The following is a 17,412-nucleotide window of genomic DNA, read 5'->3' as shown; positions in this document are numbered from 1 at the left end:
CTTATCTCGCTGCGAAGGCTGTGAGCACTTGGCCCAGCCGTTCGTTCTGTTCAGGGGTGATTTCACGTCCAGCACCATGGCCAGCATTGTCCTGCGTGATGTAGGCCAGGCCCGAAAGCCAGTCTCCTAGATACCGTTGCGCCTGATTCGCCGGTTGCGCCGGCAGTACAGGCACTTGTCCAGGGCCAATGTCGGTGTAGAACGAAAACAAGGGCTCCTTGGCACCGGCGCGGCTGTTCGGACGCTCGCTTACCGGTTTCTGGAGGTAGCCGAACCAGGACACGAAATCGCGCAGCACGCGCTGCACTTCCAGCACCTGGCGCTCAACCAGTTGATCGCGCCGCGCGCCACTTTGTGCGCGCTTGAGGACGGCGCGGCTCAGTTGCCCCGGCAAATCCTGGCGATAGCCGGCGGTGATCAGTTCATCGACCACCGCTTCCAGCAAGGCCTTTTCCAGCCCCAGCAGGTTGAGCAGGCTTTGCCGGGTGGTCAGTTCACGCAAGTGCGCGATCCAGGCCTTGAACGCTGCTTTGGCGAAACGGTGCTCGTTGCTTTGCGGTTCGGGCGCCGGGGTGCCGGTTTTGCTGCTGACTGGCGCGTCGTGGCCCGGGTCGTCACTGAAATCGAAATTGAAACCGGTGTCATTGCCGTAGAGGCTCTGGCTCGGTGTCGGGGTGACCGGCTCGTCGTTCACGGCCGGCTCGTCATCGGTTTCGTACACGCCGCTGAGGTACAGGTCGCGCACCTCTTCGCTCGGTATGTCGAGTTGATCGATCAATTCGCCAAGTACCGCCGGGCGACGGCCCAAGCTCGTCAGAATCATTTGCGCTTTGGCTTTCTTGGCGGCTGCGGCGCCGTCGTCGTCAGCGTGGTACCAGGTGCTCAGACCGTGAGTGGTCAGGCCTTCGAGGCATTCGCTCAATTGCTCGCGGATACGCTGCAATTTAAATTCTATATTGGCCACGCCTTTGAAACTGCCGCTGAAGTGGCTGATGCCACCGTCATCGTTGCGCAGCATTTCTGTCCAGGCGTTGACCGGATTCTTGATGTGTTTGCACACCAGAGCGTTGCTGGCGAAGCTGGTGCCCAGCGCGCTGACACGTTCCTGATAAATGGCATTGAGGCCGGTTTCCGCACCGGTCGCGTCTTGCCCGATGAACGCCGCATCCATACGCGGCTTGCGCACCAGGTAGGTGTTCTGGAACGGTGTACCGGCCCAGTCGTTCATCCAGCTCAGGCTGCCGAAACGCTCTAGCATGGTCAACTTGACCATGCCGTTCCAGCTCTCGTCGTACTGATCGGGTGTCAGACTCAGGGAGTTGGTAATGCGCAGGTCGAGCATGGTCAGCGCCCAGATCAGGCCGGTATCGCGCTTGCTGCGAGCAGCCGAGTCGGCGCCCTGGGTTTTTTCGATCCAGCGGGTCAGCACCGGACCCACGTCGTTGACGTCGCTCTGCTTGGTCGAACTGGTGCAGACCACCAGTGCGTTCATTTCCTGGTTGTCGGTGTAGCGTTCGAACAGGTAGGCGACCTTGCCGCGCAGGATCAGCTGGGAAACGGAGTTGTCCTTGGTACTGGATTGCGGGTCGTTGGAATCGGCGATCTCGTGCAGTTTCTGGCGCCCGCGATAACCGGGGAAATCCAGCAGGTCGACCTGATTGACGATGTCATCCACCGGCGCTTCGATCAGGCGGAAGGTCATTTCGGCGGTCAGTGCCGCCAGTTGCGCGACCGCAATCGCCTGACTGTTTTGCAGGCGATCGCCAACCAGCGGTCGAACATCGATCGGTAAGTCCAGCGGGCTGCCGAAGCGTTCGAGGATGTCGACGTTCATGATGCTGTCGCGCTGGCTGTAGGTGTCGTTGTCGAAACTCACCAAGGCCTTCAACGGTGCGAACACGGTCTCGGGCAGCCCCAGCTTGTGCAGCGCGCCGGCCAGTTTCTGGTACACGCGTGTCAACTCGCTTTGCTCACCCCAGAGGATCGAAAACAGCTCGGCCCGTTCCTGGAAATTCAGGCGTGGCGCCAGCTGCAACGCTTTGGGCCAGAACAGGTGCTCAAGCTTCTTCACCGAGTTGCGAAAATTGTCGCGCAGGTAATCCCACAGCGACACTAGATCGTCGGCGTTGACGCCCGTTTGCAGCGGCCCGGTTTCGCGACCTTCGAACGGTTTGAGCACGCGCTGGATGCGCTCCTCGTCGATCTCGTAGGAAATCCGCTCAAGGTCGAAATCCTTGAACCAGGCGTTGGCGAGAATCTTCGCCAGCTCGATTTCCTTGAACAACGTAAGTTCTACCGGGAAGTCCTTGTCCTGACTTTCCGTCGCCCGACGGCTGAAGCGCGTTACCAGGCCGGTGGCTTCCTTGCCACCACCCACCGGGTTGATGTGCTTGATGAAGTCCAGGCGATGATCGCCGAACTCGGTTTCCAGCTTACCGTTCTGACCGGCGGCGAGGGCCGAAATCAGGTAGGACTTGCCGGCCTGGGACAAGCCGAAAAAGCCAATGGTCATCGGCGTGCAGGCCACGCGACCGAGGCTTTGAGCCAGGTTGCGGGCGCGGTGCAGGCGGATGTTCAGGTTGTCGGCTTCGCTGTCCAGGCGCGGCGCATTGCCGCGCGTCTGGTCAATCCAGTCCAGCGCCTGACCGGCGCCTTCATAAACAGCGGCCCAACTGGCAGAGAGCTGAGTTTGATCGGGGGTCAGGTCTTTCATTTGCGTTTCACACTTCCACTGTCGAGCCAGTACTTGGTCTCGCTCAGGCCGGCATCGAGCATGGTGTTGAGTTCCAGCTCGAGGTCGCTGCGCGGGTTGAAGTTGACGTTGTTACTGTTGGATTCGATGTCGCGAACCGAGAGGCGGTCGCTGACCAGATCCTGCTTGCGCGTGTATTTGTCCGCCGGTTTGACCTCGAACCGCACCTTGAGCAGCGGGGCGCTGCCGTTTTCACCGGTTGCCCGGGAAAACTTCTCCCGACCCGCCTTGGTGAACCGCAAGGTATACAACGGCGAAGCGGCCCAGCGGTCAGCGGCCAACTGGCGAAAACCGAGGCGCAGGTCGCCGCGCATTTCCAGCTGCGGTGTGTCGGCGGCGTCGCCAACGCCAATTTCCGGTAGCTTGATTTTGTAGTCTTCGGACTGGATGTTGCGGTACAGCACGTCGGCATCCTTGATCACGTTGTTCAGATCGATGACGCCGATGTGCTTGACCGTTGAATACGGCTTGAGCGCCGATGCCCGGAAGTAGAAGTTCGGCACGCTGTGGTTGGCGCACAACAGGCAGAGCATGGCGCCGACCGAGGCGGTGCTTTTCGGGTCGTCGATCCGGCCGTTCTTGTGAAACGGATACCAGCCGCCGGTGCGGTAGTTTTGCAGCGCCAGAATACGCCCCGGTGGCAGCGGCAACAGCTTGCGAATGAACGCCTGGATGCCGGGCAGGCGCGAAGGGCGGCCGGTCAGCAGCAAGACATCACAGGGGTAATGCGCGACCACTTCACACAGCGCACCAAGGATCTTGGTGATGTTGATCTGGTCGTTGAGAAACGCGGCATGGAGCTTTTGCAGGTCGAAGCTGATCGGCGCGTCATACAGGTCGAAACCGCTCTGAGCGCCGACATCGCGACGCACGGCGACATTGACGTAGTCGAGCACGGTCTGGCTGATGGCATTGTCACCGAGCAATTGGCGGTAGCTTTGCGGGATGACTTCTTGCGGGACCTGCGGATCGTAATGCTCATACGCCTTGAGCAGCGCCAGGCCCAGCGGGGCGAACACCTGGAGGTTCAATTGTTGACGCAAGATCATGTCCTGGGCGCTGACCGATTCATCGCCACACAGCCGTGACATCAGTGAGTTCGGTGCCTTTACGCCGGCGTTCTGCAAGGCTTTTTCGAAACTCGGCAGGATGAAGTCCTGGATCACGTCCAGCAGGATGTCGTCGCCGGCCACTTTGAAGCCATCGCGAAAACGCTGTTCCGGCACGATGTGCACGTTGCTGCCGCTGCCGGTATTGCCCGCGCGGTCGAGGCGATAGTCGGTGATCACCAGGTCGGTGGTGCCACCGCCGATGTCGATGGTCGCGAGGGTGATGCGTTGGCGGTCGACTTTGTCCGGCCGGGCGATGGTGTCAAAAAACTCTTCCGGGTGACCGGCGAAGTTCTCGTTGACCTCAGTGTACAGGTACACCAACTGGCCGCAGGACGCTTCGTCCCATTCCACGCGGATACTCGGGATCGGCGTGCGCGGGCTGACGGCCTGATCCTGATGTGGATCTTCCTCGCCGGCATGCCAGCCGAGGCTTTTCCACACCAGGCCGATGGCTTGCAGCATGCGTTCGTTGAGGATGCTGCGCTCGGCCTGTGGCATGCCCGGTGGCACAGTCAGGGTAATGCTGTTGAGCTGGCGCGGCACGCGGGTGTGACCCTGGCGCGAACGCTGGGCCGGGCTGTTGATTTGCGACAGCGCCTGTGCCAGTACTTCGGCGAGCATGAAGGTCATTAGCGAGCTGCGTGAGTAACGCGGCATGAACACCGGCAGACGATCGTCTTCTTCGAGGCTGTAAAGCGCCTCGCCGGTTTCGTTGATCAGGTGCGAGAACGGCGCAGCGGTGGCGTACGGCTCATTGTCGGTCTTTATATACGAGCAGTTGAAACGCCAGCCGTGGCCATAGGCGTTTTCGTCCCACAGATAGCGTTTCGGGCTGGACAGGCCAGTGGAGCCTTCGGTGCCGCGACGACGACTGGCCAGACGACTGGCCTCATTGCCGACACGGGCAATCGTCGCCCATTGGAACGCATCGTGGCGACCGCTCTTGACCGAGCAGTGGTCCTTGCCGAAGTACGCCTGGGAGAACTCCACGCGGCTTTCAAACGGCAGGTTATAGGTGTGTTCCGGGGTGATCAGGTCACGCAGTTCCAGCACATAATTCTGCTTCAGTCCGGAGCCGGCCTGACCGTGATTTTCGATCAGGATGCCGCAGGTGCGCGAGTTGCCGACGTCCAGCACCAGGTCCACCGGTATGGGTTTGACCAGGCCATTGCTGTCGTTGGCGACCACTTTCAGCTCGGGGATTTCAACTTTCGCCCGGGCCTTCGACTCCTGGGCGGCTGACGGTTTGCTCAACAGGCTGAGCAAGTTGAGGTAGTGCGCCAGGTGATGGTTGGCGCGAATATCGATGTCCAGCTCTGCGCGCGAACGGTGGGCATTGCCCTCATTGAACACTTCCAGCAACCACTCGTTGACCCACGGCTGCGCCAGGAACCAGCGGGTTTCGCTAGCCTTGGTCGCCAGTTTGAAAGACACGCCGGAGCTGATGTCTTCATCGTTCGGCGCCAGATAGGCAGTGCCGTCACGTTTGGGCATCACACGGCTGTCGAACGCCATCGTCAGGCGGTGGGTATTACCGTCGATGTCAGGAGTTGCCAATTTCACCAAACGCATGCGCGACCAGTTGGTCGGACCTTCGTCGAAGCGATGCGGCGGCATGAAGCGGAAAAACGGGATCGGCAGCCAGATACCGTCGAGCAAATCGAGGCTGCTTTTCATGTCGACGCTGAACGCAGGTTTGGCTTTTTCGACCTTTTCCGGTTCGGGTTCGTAGAAAAAGAAGTCTTTCTCTTCGTTGTACGCCAGGCGGCAGATCAGCCCGCTGATCATCGGTGCGAACTCGCCCGCCGGTTCCTTGCGGGGATCCAGGCGCAGGGCGAAATCCATGAACTGGATGCCGGTGTCGCTGACCAGTGTGACGGTGTCTTCGAATTGAGTGACTTCAGGCAACATGTCGGGTTATTCCGTTTTTATTCGGCCACTTGCCGCATGGACATGGGGAATTGTTCTTTTCCGTAACCACCGGTGCAGTCTGCGATCGTGGTTGCCCCTGGGCGGCAGCTGACCTTGGGCATGTCGTAAGTGCTGCCATCGCCGCAAACGGCCTGGCCCTGGCTGTCGATGGCCAGGCTGCCACCCTTCATAGTAGCGCTCACCGGCCCGCTGCATTTCGAGCCGTCGGCCTGATGTACGGTGACTTGGCCCTTACCGTCCTTGAGTTGGTACTCCAGACGTAGCGGTTTGCCGGTTCGGCGATCCTGAATCCCGGCGCCTGCGCTGTACTGTCCATCGAGAAACTTGGCGGCACCGTCGGCGGCGTCTGGCGGGATGCTCAGGGGCGGGCCGGGTTTGGCAGCGGCGGGTTTTTCTGCCTCGGGCGATGTGACATCCGGCGGCGCGGTTTTGTTTTCTGGTGGCTCAGTTTTGTTTTCAGCTGCCGGGTCTATGGCCGGGTCTTTGGTCAAGTCGGCGGGTGCCATGTCAGCCTCGTTACCCTCGACGGCCGGCGTTTCCACACCATGCGTTCCAGTCACGGCGGTGCCGGTTCCAGTGGTCGAGCCTATAACGGTGCCTGTCACCGGAACGTTGTTGAGTGTCGTGACATTTCCGGTCAGTGGCGGCTCTTCCAGTTGTTTTTCTACTGGCACAACGCCGTCAGGCAGCAAATCTACCGCCACCAACGGAATCGGTACGCACCCTCGCAGGCCGAGCAACAGCCACAAAAGCAGCAGCAGGAGCGGCAGCAGCAACAGCCACCACCAACGACGCCACCACGGACGAGCAACCACCGGCACAACGGGCGGAACAACAGGCGCTTCGACCTCGGGTGGCAGCGTGAACGCGGGTGGTACCTGATAGAGGCAGTGCAGGGGATCGCCATTGCCGGTGCCGGCATGCTCGAAACCCCAGAAAGTCAGCACCGGTTTGCCTTGCACCAGGTAGACGAAGTTTTCGTCCGGGAAATGAATCACGCGCTTGAGCAGCTTACCGAACACGGCTTTGTCGCCTTGCGGCTGTTCGGCGGAGTCCGTACTCAGGAAACGCTGGCTCAATTCTTCGAGCGCGGTCTTCAGCGCTTCAAGCTGGCGGCGGGCAGGGGCACGTTCTTCTTCGGTCGCGCTGCTCCACGGAATCACATCGCCGTCGAGAGCGCTGTACCAATCGATCTGGTTCCCGAGTTCATCGCTTTGAGGGATGGCCAGATGATCGACCAACTCGGGGTTCTTGCGGCGAATGGCTTCGCGCAATTGCAGGGCTGCTCGGTAGACCGGTTGACCTGTTTCGCCGAGGGCAGTGAATGACCCGCTCTTACCGCTGCGTAATAGTGCCCCGCGCATTCAAACTCCATACGATCCGTTGCGCAAAAATGACAGACAAATGTGTCTGTACTTGCTCCTGCATTTAGCGGGCGACATTAGTGTCATAATGATATCGCCGTCAATCTGCCGGAGGTTCAAACCTTATGAGACTAACGTAAGCGTGCGGAGGTTGCATAAGGTCAAATTTAATTAGCTTGGGAAGGCTCGGGCGTAAGCTTTTTTATGCTTGCTGAATCGTTTCATCAGCGCTATAAAAAATGCACAACTCCAAGAAAGGCTTTCCCCATGTCCCCGCTCAAACTCTTCGTTGCCTTCAGCGCGCTGTCCGCTGCCTCCCACGCCATGGCCTGGGATTACGTCCTGCTCGACACTGACAAAGCCGCCCAGAGCTGGCAGATCACCAGCCAGCAACTCGGGGTGAAAACCGACAAACCCTTCTCCGTGACCCTGCGCACCTTGCACGGCGGTCGGCAGGAGGGCGTCAGCATCGTCGACATCGATAACGGCACGATGAAACTCTCGGTGGTGCCGACTCGCGGCATGAACGTCTTGCAGGCCTCGGTCGGCAATGTGCGCATGGGCTGGGATTCGCCGGTCAAGGAAGTGGTCAACCCGTCCTTCATCGAACTCAATGGTCGCGGTGGCTTGGGCTGGCTGGAAGGTTTCAATGAGCTGGTCACCCGCTGCGGCTACGAATGGGTCGGCCATCCCGGCATGGACAACGGTGAACTGCTGACCCTGCACGGCCGCGCCGCCAACATTCCGGCCAACAAAGTCACCCTGCACATCGATGAAAAACCGCCATACGCCATCAGCCTGCGTGGCGAGCTGAAAGAGCAGGCGTTCAAGAAAGTCGACTTCTCCGTGGCGACCGAACTGGTCACCGAACCCGGCAGCGTAACGTTCGCCCTCAACGACACCCTGACCAACAACGGCGACTATCCGAAGGAATACCAGGCGCTGTATCACAGCAACTTCAGCACGCCGTTCCTGGAACAGGGCGCCCGCTTCGCCGCGCCGGTGAAACAGGTCTCACCGTTCAACGACAAAGCCAAAGGCGATCTGCCGGACTGGCAAACCTACCGTGCACCGACCAAGGACTACGACGAGACGGTTTACAACGTGGTGCCGTATGCCGATGCCAAGGGCGATACGTTGACCGTGTTACATAACAAGGCCGGCAGCCTGGGGGTTTCGGTCGGCTTCAATACTCAAACACTGCCCGTGTTCTCCCTGTGGAAAAACACCGATACCCAGGGGCAGGGCTATGTCACGGGGCTGGAACCGGGGACGAGTTTTTCCTACAACCGCCGGTATCAGCGCCCATTGAACCTGGTGCCGACGATTGGGCCGAAGGAACACAAGCAGTTCCGCATCAGCTACAGCTTGTTGGCGGATAAGGCGGCTGTGGATAAGGCATTGAAACAGGTGAGCGAGATTCAGGGTGGGCGGGAGACTGAGGTGCGGCAGACGCCGTTGGTTGACCTCAACAAGGGGTGATGCTGGCTAGAGTGTTGTCGGCCGATATTGCAGCGCCTCGGCCAAGTGTTCACGGGTGATGCCATCGACTTGCTCAAGGTCCGCCAAGGTGCGAGCAACCTTGAGCAGTCGATGGGCCGCTCGCAGCGACAAGGTCAGCCGTTCACACGCCGTTTCCAGCCAGGTTTCGTCAACTGTGGATAACTTGCAGTGTCTGCGCAGGCCCGGCAAATCGAGGAATGCATTGGCACAGCCTTGGCGCTTTTGTTGCCGTTCTCGTGCATCGGCAACCAACTCGGCGGCGGTGGCAGTATCGTCGCCGGGTTTCAACGCAGGATTCAGCGCCGTGGCTTCGCGAGCAACCGTAAGGTGCAGATCGATACGATCCAGCAGCGGCCCCGACAATTTGTTGCGATAGCGCTGAACCATGTCCGGCGTACAGGAGCAACGGCCGCTCGGCTCGCCAAGATATCCACAGGGGCAGGGATTCATCGCTGCGACCAGTTGAAAGCGCGCCGGGAAGCGTACGCGGTCCTTGGCACGGGAGATCACGATGTGGCCGGATTCCAGTGGCTCCCGGAGCACCTCCAAAACCTTGCGATCAAACTCCGGTAGTTCGTCCAGAAACAGGACGCCGTGGTGGGCGAGGGTGATTTCACCGGGCTGCGGTTTCGAGCCGCCCCCCACCAGCGCGGGGCCGGACGCCGAGTGATGCGGTTGGCGAAACGGCCGCTGCGGCCAATGGCTCAACGGCGAGCAACTGACGACCGACTGAATCGCCGCCACTTCCAGCGCTTCATTTTCGGCCAGCGGCGGCAGCAATCCCGGCAAGCGGCTCGCCAACAGGGTTTTCCCCGTTCCCGGCGGCCCGCTGAACAACAGGTTGTGAGCACCAGCGGCAGCGATCAGTAGCGCACGCTTGGCCGCGAGTTGCCCCTGCACTTCATTCAAGTCGGGGTAGGGTTTGCTGGCGTAGAGCAGGCCATTGGAGACATAAGGCTCAATCGGTGTATGCCCATTGAAATGCGCAACGGCCTCAAGCAGATGATCCACCGCAATTACTTTCAGTCCCGAGGCCAGGCACGCCTCTTCAGCGTTAGCTCGCGGCACCATCAACCAGCGCCCGGCCTTGCGCGCTGCCAGCGCCGCTGGCAAGACCCCACGAACCGCCCGCACGGCACCTGATAACGCCAACTCCCCAAGGCATTCCGCATCATCGAGCGTCAACGTAGGCACCTGCACACTGGCCGAGAGAATCCCCAGGGCAATCGCCAGATCGAACCGCCCTCCATCCTTGGGTAAATCCGCCGGCGCCAGATTCAACGTGATCCGCCGCGCCGGAAATTGCAGCCCCGAATTGATGATCGCGCTGCGCACCCGGTCCTTGCTTTCCTTTACCGCCGCCTCGGGCAGGCCGACCATCGTCAGCGACGGCAAACCATTGGCCAGGTGGACTTCAACGGTGACAGCGGGCGCATCCACGCCAATCTGGGCGCGGCTGTGGACGATGGAGAGGGACATGGTCGTTCCTTGAGATGACGGGAGCCGCTTCCTGCGGGTTTTTGAAGGGTAGTCGTGGAGTCCGGTCGGAGAGGAGGGAAACTTTCGCAGAATGTTGCTGAAAGCCACGCTATGTAACAGCAGCCAAACGCTGGGTTCGACTGCGCAGCTGTCGTAAAACCTACTGACAAAGCCAGTCTGACACACCCCCTGCGCATTTATTTCGCGTGTAAATCAAGCAACTTATGTTGAGGTGGCTTGTTTTGAAGGAGTTGTGTCGTCAAACAAACTATTATCGCCATCCAGGATTTTGCCGGCGAAGCTCTCGGCATCCATCTTCTTTTTACCTTCTGCGACATTCGTAAAATAGTTGAAGTCTAAATCTATCCAGTGCTTAAGTTTGGCTTCGTAGTTGTTTGGATACTGTGCTTGCTGAACTGGGGGCAAGCCCTTGTAATGGTCAAGGACACTTTTGGAGAAGTTTGTGAGTTTTCCAGTGTTGTTGTATTCAAACTCTGCTTCGGCCACCACTTTCTGTCGCCATGCAAATTCTTGTTTGGCTGACTCTTTCAGTGCTGCCCGTCTTTCATTGATGGTAAAGGTGCCGCTGTCATCGTAAGTAATTAAGGCAAGCTGATCCATGGGCATCCCCGAAAACGGATTTTTGCCGAGTCCGTTTGTATACTGTGTCGCACTTTTGGCGCGCGCTAGTAATGTGGCATTATCTGTGTCAGGAACTTCAGAGTCGTATGTTGATTTATTGGCAGTATAATTAGCACTCACTAACTCGTTGAATGTGTTATTAGCCATCGAGCTCAGTTCCGTTCTAGTTAGGCGTGCATCCCGGGCCTGTGCGCGTACTGAGGCTTCGCTCAATTGGCTCGCTAGGGTGGAAACGGTACTACTATCTCGTGCGTTGCCAAGTGGGCCTTGGGGTGTGCTTTGGTTGACGCCTGGGTTTTTGCCGGGAGTCGCTGTCAATTTTTTTGTTCCAGCGAGCGCTTGGCCGCTGTTAGCTGCAAAATTGTTTAGTGAATTAACCATTCTTTTCTGCTCCCTGTTCGATGACTAAAATATGATGCATCGCCTAATAAATGTTGATGCTTTATCAAGATCTTACAAGCCCATTAAATATCGCTACATGCTTTATTTCATGGTGAGTACTACTGACCATGCATAGGTGGACGGATTTGTATTAGTTACTTTGATGGTGCAGGTGGCCCCACCACTAGGCGTGGCCGTATTATTCCACTTTGGAATTTTACTCGCGCCAAAGCCAGGAGTAGTCACAAATGTAGCTAAATAAATACATTTCTTGTTACCAATTTGATATCGCAAATTAGCATGATTGTAATCAGGTGATATCTGGCTTTGTATGACGTACGTATCTGAGTCATTTGCAATCACGGACGCTTGTGGAGTAGGTGATGCGTTTGCTTTCGTTATAGCTTCGTTGTTTGTTATGGGGGTATACGTAGCAGTCTGTGTTCCAAGGTTCTTGAATGTGACTGTAACGGACGGCCCAGCGGCCGCTGAACTTATGTGGAATGCAGTCAATGCGAAAACGGCAATTAAAGACTTGGATATTTTCATGGGTGTTGCTCCTTGTGGTGTTGGTAACAGTATTCCATTTAAAAAGTTGTGCTCATCACAAACTATTATCTAAGCCATGTAATATGGGCTTAAACTTTTTCGAGCGGATTTGCGAACCGGAGCCTGCGGAAATACCGGCAGGCCCGAAGGTCTCCCATGCACGGCCATAATTCGAGAAAGGAATAAATCTCTGGTTCGAACGTCGTCACGGTGCGTCGGGTGCTGTTCGAGTCGTCAAACCCATTGCTGGCTAATCAGTTGGGAGTGAGCTTAGGAACCGGAGCTTTGCGGCGCAATCGGAAGGGGAGTGAGATCTTCGTAGGAAGTTGCCGGGATTCTTGCGGGCTTGAAGAGCGCAGGTTGCGGCAATTCCTACAGGTGAGTCTGAAGGTCGTGGCGACCATTTCGCGAGCAGGCTCGCTCCCACAGTGGATTGGGTTCCACAGTGAGCATTTGCGGTGTTATTCGGTTGGTGGGTTCAGTTTCGCTTCCAGCTCGGCGACTTTCGCTTCGAGGCTTTCGAGGCGGGCGCGGGTGCGTGCCAGTACGACCATCTGGCTATCGAACTCTTCCCGACTCACCAGATCCAGTTTACTGAAGCCGCTCTGCAGCAACATTTTGAACTGGCTTTCGATTTCGGCTTTCGGCAGAGGCGTGTCGCCGCTGAAAAGGCGAGAGGCGGTGCCGGTGAGGGCGTCGAGGAAGTCTTTTGGCGCGAGCATGGGCAATGTCCTGGAAACAATGACGGGCAGTGTATCACGCAGTGTCTATAGTCATTTGCGCGGGCAAGGGATGCACGATTTTCGCGCATGGGGACGGACGCTGTCGCACCGTTGTAGTGCGTATCGCGTCGGGTATTGTTGCGAAGTAGCAGTCATCTGCGGGTAAAGGCTTGAAAACAGTAGTTTTTATGGAGATGGCAAGCTTTCTGCTTAGACCCTGATGACCCATGCACTGATGCAGTCACTGTGACGAACGCAGTGCGCCAAGCGAAGCGGGGGAGTGTTTCGTGAGGGGCGTCGGACGGGCAGGTCAGGGCCGACGATGCGTTACAAAGCCAGGCACTGCGCTTAGACTTGAGACGGGTTTGTTTTCCTGGGGCAAGTCCACCAAATTCGGGAGAGAGTTTTCATGAAGCTAGTCACTGCCATCATCAAGCCGTTCAAGCTGGACGACGTACGCGAGTCGCTGTCCGAGATCGGCGTGCAGGGCATTACCGTCACTGAAGTCAAAGGCTTTGGTCGGCAGAAGGGTCACACCGAGCTGTATCGCGGCGCGGAATACGTGGTCGATTTCCTGCCCAAGGTGAAGATCGACGTCGCCATCGACGACAAGGATCTGGACCGGGTAATCGAGGCCATCACCAAGGCTGCCAACACCGGCAAGATCGGTGACGGCAAGATCTTCGTGGTCAATCTGGAACAGGCGATTCGCATCCGTACCGGCGAAACCGATACCGACGCGATCTAAGCCGCCACAAACCCAACGCCCCAGGAGAAAACAATATGACTCTGCGTAAATTCGCAGGGCTAGGAGCCCTGTTGTCCATCGTAATGCCCAGCCTTGCTCTGGCGGCAGACGAAGTGGCGGCCCCAGTCCTCAACTCCGGCGACACCGCCTGGATGTTGACCTCGACAGCTCTCGTGCTGTTCATGACCATTCCCGGCCTCGCGCTGTTCTACGGCGGCATGGTTCGGTCGAAAAACATTCTTTCCGTGATGATGCAGTGCTTCGCCATTACCGGTCTGATCAGCGTCCTGTGGGTCATTTATGGCTACAGCATCGCGTTCGACACCACGGGCATGGAGCAGGGCGTCGTCAACTTCAACTCGTTCTTCGGCGGCATGGGCAAGGCGTTCCTTGCGGGTGTCACGCCAGCGAGTCTGACCGGCCCGGCAGCGCTGTTCCCCGAGGCGGTGTTCATCACCTTCCAGATGACCTTCGCGATCATCACCCCGGCGCTGATCGTCGGTGCGTTCGCCGAGCGGATGAAGTTCTCCGCGATGCTGATTTTCATGGGTATCTGGTTCACCCTGGTGTATGCGCCGATTGCGCACATGGTCTGGTCCGGCAACGGTGGCCTGATGTGGGACTGGGGCGTGCTCGATTTCGCTGGCGGCACCGTGGTGCACATCAACGCCGGTGTAGCAGGCCTGGTTGCTTGCCTGGTGCTGGGCAAGCGCAAGGGTTTCCCGACCACGCCGATGGCGCCGCACAACCTCGGTTACACCCTGATGGGCGCGGCCATGCTGTGGGTTGGCTGGTTCGGTTTCAACGCCGGTTCCGCCGCTGCGGCCAACGGCACCGCCGGCATGGCGATGCTGGTGACGCAAATCGCTACCGCTGCTGCTGCACTGGGCTGGATGTTTGCCGAGTGGCTCACCCACGGCAAGCCTAGCGCACTGGGCATCGCTTCGGGCGTGGTTGCCGGTCTGGTGGCAATCACCCCGGCTGCCGGCACCGTTGGCCCGATGGGCGCGTTGGTAATCGGTCTGGCGGCTGGCGTGGTGTGCTTCTTCTGCGCTACCACCCTCAAGCGCAAGCTCGGCTATGACGATTCCCTGGATGCCTTCGGCGTGCACGGTATCGGCGGTATCCTCGGCGCAATCCTGACCGGTGTGTTCGCTGCTCCGTCCCTGGGTGGCTTCGGCACCGTGACCGACATCGCCGCACAAGTGTGGATTCAGTGCAAAGGCGTGGGCTTCACGGTGATCTACACCGCGATCGCTACATACATCATCCTCAAGGTGCTGGATGCGGTCATGGGCCTGCGTATCAACGAAGAAGAAGAAGCGGTCGGCATCGATCTGGCGCTTCACAACGAACGCGGCTACAACTTGTAAGCAAGCGCGTAAAAAACTGCCCGGCTTGCCGGGCATTTTTTTGTCTGGAATTTGTCGTTGAAGGCTGAGCTGAAAGGTTTTTTCCTACAGCTTTTATGATGTTTACGTCGGGTGTTTTTGTGCAGCCAAAGGCTTACAGGATTGAAGGAATATTAGGGCCTTTGTTTTTTCACAGAGCGCGCTAGAATGCGCCCCGAACGTGCGGAGAACTGTATGTGGCAACAGACTCTGATTACCTTGCGGGCGAGGCCCCGGGGCTTTCATCTGGTAACGGACGAGTTACTCGCCGGCCTGCCTGAACTCAAGGCGTGTCGGGTCGGTCTGTTGCACTTGTGGCTGCAGCATACCTCGGCGTCGTTGACCATCAACGAGAACGCCGATCCGGCGGTACGTCGCGACTTCGAACGATTCTTCAATCGTCTGATCCCACAAGGAACAGACGGCTATGAGCATAACGACGAAGGCCTGGACGACCTCCCGGCGCACTTCAAGGCCAGCGTGCTTGGCTGTCAGCTCAGTTTGCCGATTGCGGCAGGCCGGTTGGCGTTGGGGACCTGGCAAGGCGTTTATCTGGGCGAGCACCGTGATCATGGCGGTGCCCGTAAAGTCCTCGCCACCGTGCACGGTGAAGGGGCATAACCGCTGGTCAGCAGCGGCTGTTGATTTTTTTCCGGCAGCCTTCGACAGAGGGCAAAGCTGGGCTATAACTAATCTGCTTTTCGCAAGTCATGAGGTAGAACATGAGCGACGATGATCTGGAAAACGACGACCTCGAAGTAGGCGACGACGACGAAACCGAAGAAGGTCTGGAAGCAGCGGCGGAAGACGTCGCTGAAGACGACGGTGGTGATGCGCCGGTTCCGACCGCCAAAGGCAAGGCCAAGGCAGCGGTATCGGTCGATGAGCTGCCGAGTGTCGAAGCCAAGAACAAGGAGCGCGATGCTCTCGCGCGGGCCATGGAGGAGTTTTTGGCCAAGGGTGGCAAGGTGCAGGAAGTGGAGGCCAATGTGGTCGCCGATCCGCCCAAGAAGCCGGACAACAAGTACGGCAGCCGGCCTATCTGAGCCTGCTACCCGCTTACTGAAAAAGCCCGCCGTCGCTGCGGGCTTTTTCATGCCTGAAACAAAAAACATGAAACCTGTGGTGATCCCTGTGGGAGCGAGCTTGCTCGCGATGGCGGAGTGTCAGGCAACATTTATTTTGAATGTTAAGCCCTCATCGCGAGCAAGCTCGCTCCCACGGGTTTTTTGTCAGTTCGATACCGAATTCCACCGCGCCAGCAATGCCGGCAAATCGCTCAGGCTGCGAATCTCCGCATCCGGCAACCGTTCGGCTTCCCAGACCTTGCCCGCCGGGTTGAACCAGATCGCCCGCATTCCCGCCTGCTGCGCACCGGCAATGTCATCACCTGGATGATCGCCAATGTGCACCGCCGATTCAGCGGTCACGCCACCGCGTTGCAAGGCCTCTTGGAACAATCGCGCATCGGGTTTGGCAATGCCGATGTCTTCGGCGCAAAGCGCAAACTTGAAGTAATCCGCCAGGCCCAGCCGACGCACATCGGCGTTGCCATTGGTGACCACGCCGAGGGCGTAATGATTGGCGAGGATTTCCAGGGTCGGTTCGACCTCCGGAAACACTTCGATCTGATGCCGGGCATGCAGGAATACTTCAAAACTCTTGTCCGCCAGGTCCGAGGCTTCGTCATGCCCATAACCGGACTCTTCCAGTGCGTGGAACAGCACCCGCCGACGCAGGGCGCTGATGCGGTGCTTGAGGCCAGGCTCGTTGCTCAATACGCGCTCACGAATGGCCCACAAATGTTCCACCGGCACTGCCCCCAGGTTGGGCGCGTGCTCGGTCAGCCATTCACGCAAAACGGCTTCGGCGCTGACGATCACCGGGGCGGTGTCCCACAGGGTGTCGTCGAGGTCGAAGGTGATCAACTGAATACTCATGAATCGTCGCCTTTCATGCGTTTGGCCCGTGGGTGGGCGCTGTCGTAGACGGCTGCCAGATGCTGGAAGTCCAGGTGGGTGTAGATCTGTGTGGTCTTGATGTCCGAGTGTCCGAGCAGTTCCTGCACCGCGCGCAGGTCCTGGGACGATTCCAGCAAATGGCTGGCGAAGGAGTGTCGCAACATGTGCGGATGCAGGTTCTGCCCCAGTTCGCGCTCGCCGGCAGCCTTGACCCGCACCTGGATCGCCCGGGGGCCGAGGCGGCGGCCTTGCTGGCTGACGAACACCGCATCGTCCGTCGGGTTGGCCATGGCTCGCAATGGCAGCCACTGCTCCAGCGCTTCGCGGGCCTTTTTTCCTACAGGCAGCAGGCGGGTCTTGCTGCCTTTGCCGAGCACCTGGACCATGCCGTCAGCCAGATCGAGCTGATCGAGATTGAGCCCCGTCAGCTCCGAAAGCCGCAAGCCGGAGGAATAGAACAGCTCGAGAATCGCTTGGTCCCGACGTGCCAGAAAGTCATCCTCGACCCCGCCTTCCAGCAGTTGCAGGGCGCGGTCGGTGTCGAGGGTTTTCGGCAGGCGGCGTTCGCCTTTGGGCGGTACGAGGCCATTGGCCGGATCGTGGTCGCACAGGCCTTCGCGGTTCAGGTAGTGATAGAGCCCGCGAACGGCTGACAGTAATCGCGCCAGGCTGCGGGACGATTGGCCTTGGGCGTGCAGACGGGCAACCAGGCTACGCAGGCGCTGGATGTCCAGCGCCGTCCAGCTGCCGATATTCTGTTTGACGCACCAGCCCAGCACTTTATCGAGGTCGCGGCGGTAGGCCGACAGTGTGTGCGGCGACACCTGCCGCTCACTGCGCAGGTGTTCGCAGTAAGCGTCCAGTTGTCGTTCCATG

At 58.6% G+C, this 17,412-nt stretch carries 14 protein-coding genes; 5 read left to right on the top strand and 9 right to left on the bottom strand.

Annotation, left to right across the window (positions count from 1 at the left end):
• Nucleotide 1 precedes the first annotated feature (1 nt).
• From J4D25_RS24615 to J4D25_RS24605, 3 genes are read right to left on the bottom strand one after another with little or no spacing between them, the layout of a single operon-like run.
• Nucleotides 2–2,713, bottom strand: a complete 2,712-nt coding sequence (locus J4D25_RS24615) for a putative virulence factor (RefSeq protein ID WP_057712770.1) — start codon at nt 2,711–2,713, stop codon at nt 2–4.
• Nucleotides 2,710–5,775, bottom strand: coding sequence for a virulence factor SrfB (locus J4D25_RS24610; RefSeq protein ID WP_057712771.1), 3,066 nt, complete (start codon nt 5,773–5,775; stop codon nt 2,710–2,712). The genes J4D25_RS24615 and J4D25_RS24610 overlap by 4 nt, the downstream gene beginning before the upstream one ends.
• 17 nt (nt 5,776–5,792) lie before the next feature.
• The gene (locus J4D25_RS24605; RefSeq protein ID WP_057712772.1) at nt 5,793–7,160 is read right to left on the bottom strand and encodes an SrfA family protein; all 1,368 of its coding nucleotides are present in this window, start codon (nt 7,158–7,160) and stop codon (nt 5,793–5,795) included.
• A gap of 267 nt (nt 7,161–7,427) precedes the next feature.
• On the opposite strand from J4D25_RS24605, the gene J4D25_RS24600 reads away from it, so the two are divergent.
• Nucleotides 7,428–8,642, top strand: coding sequence for an aldose 1-epimerase family protein (locus tag J4D25_RS24600; protein ID WP_057712773.1), 1,215 nt, complete (start codon nt 7,428–7,430; stop codon nt 8,640–8,642).
• Between the two features lie 6 nt (nt 8,643–8,648).
• On the opposite strand, the gene J4D25_RS24595 is transcribed toward J4D25_RS24600, so the two are convergent.
• From J4D25_RS24595 to J4D25_RS24580, 4 genes are all read right to left on the bottom strand, one after another.
• Complete coding sequence (locus tag J4D25_RS24595; RefSeq protein ID WP_057712774.1) at nt 8,649–10,142, bottom strand: YifB family Mg chelatase-like AAA ATPase; 1,494 nt, start codon at nt 10,140–10,142, stop codon at nt 8,649–8,651.
• Between the two features lie 222 nt (nt 10,143–10,364).
• The gene (locus J4D25_RS24590) at nt 10,365–11,165 is read right to left on the bottom strand and encodes a hypothetical protein (RefSeq protein ID WP_241781123.1); all 801 of its coding nucleotides are present in this window, start codon (nt 11,163–11,165) and stop codon (nt 10,365–10,367) included.
• A gap of 102 nt (nt 11,166–11,267) precedes the next feature.
• The gene (locus tag J4D25_RS24585) at nt 11,268–11,714 is read right to left on the bottom strand and encodes a hypothetical protein (RefSeq protein ID WP_079246695.1); all 447 of its coding nucleotides are present in this window, start codon (nt 11,712–11,714) and stop codon (nt 11,268–11,270) included.
• 461 nt (nt 11,715–12,175) lie between these two features.
• Nucleotides 12,176–12,436 carry an accessory factor UbiK family protein gene (locus J4D25_RS24580; RefSeq protein ID WP_046038993.1) on the bottom strand — a complete coding sequence of 87 codons (261 nt, stop codon included), beginning with the start codon at nt 12,434–12,436 and terminating at the stop codon, nt 12,176–12,178.
• 409 nt (nt 12,437–12,845) lie between these two features.
• On the opposite strand from J4D25_RS24580, the gene glnK reads away from it, so the two are divergent.
• The 4 genes from glnK (at nt 12,846) to sutA (ending at nt 15,621) form a co-directional block, all read left to right on the top strand.
• Nucleotides 12,846–13,184, top strand: coding sequence for a P-II family nitrogen regulator (glnK, locus tag J4D25_RS24575; protein WP_002555808.1), 339 nt, complete (start codon nt 12,846–12,848; stop codon nt 13,182–13,184).
• Between the two features lie 35 nt (nt 13,185–13,219).
• The gene (locus J4D25_RS24570) at nt 13,220–14,557 is read left to right on the top strand and encodes an ammonium transporter (protein WP_057712776.1); all 1,338 of its coding nucleotides are present in this window, start codon (nt 13,220–13,222) and stop codon (nt 14,555–14,557) included.
• Between the two features lie 213 nt (nt 14,558–14,770).
• A complete protein-coding gene (locus J4D25_RS24565) occupies nt 14,771–15,196 on the top strand; it encodes a secondary thiamine-phosphate synthase enzyme YjbQ (protein WP_057712777.1) in 426 nt (141 codons plus the stop codon).
• A gap of 101 nt (nt 15,197–15,297) precedes the next feature.
• The gene (gene sutA, locus J4D25_RS24560; RefSeq protein ID WP_008050867.1) at nt 15,298–15,621 is read left to right on the top strand and encodes a transcriptional regulator SutA; all 324 of its coding nucleotides are present in this window, start codon (nt 15,298–15,300) and stop codon (nt 15,619–15,621) included.
• A gap of 186 nt (nt 15,622–15,807) precedes the next feature.
• On the opposite strand, the gene J4D25_RS24555 is transcribed toward sutA, so the two are convergent.
• Together J4D25_RS24555 and xerC are read right to left on the bottom strand one after the other, a co-directional pair.
• Nucleotides 15,808–16,515, bottom strand: a complete 708-nt coding sequence (locus tag J4D25_RS24555) for an HAD family hydrolase (RefSeq protein WP_057712778.1) — start codon at nt 16,513–16,515, stop codon at nt 15,808–15,810.
• Nucleotides 16,512–17,411 (bottom strand): tyrosine recombinase XerC, encoded by a 900-nt coding sequence (gene xerC, locus J4D25_RS24550; RefSeq protein WP_057712779.1) that lies wholly within the window; start codon nt 17,409–17,411, stop codon nt 16,512–16,514. Before xerC ends, J4D25_RS24555 begins: the two co-directional genes overlap by 4 nt.
• Nucleotide 17,412: the final 1 nt, after the last annotated feature.

Origin of the sequence: Pseudomonas sp. GW456-L13 (genome assembly GCF_017350115.1) — a bacterium.
GTDB classification, from domain to species: domain Bacteria; phylum Pseudomonadota; class Gammaproteobacteria; order Pseudomonadales; family Pseudomonadaceae; genus Aquipseudomonas; species Aquipseudomonas jessenii.
This window is presented reverse-complemented; position numbering and strand designations above follow the sequence as displayed.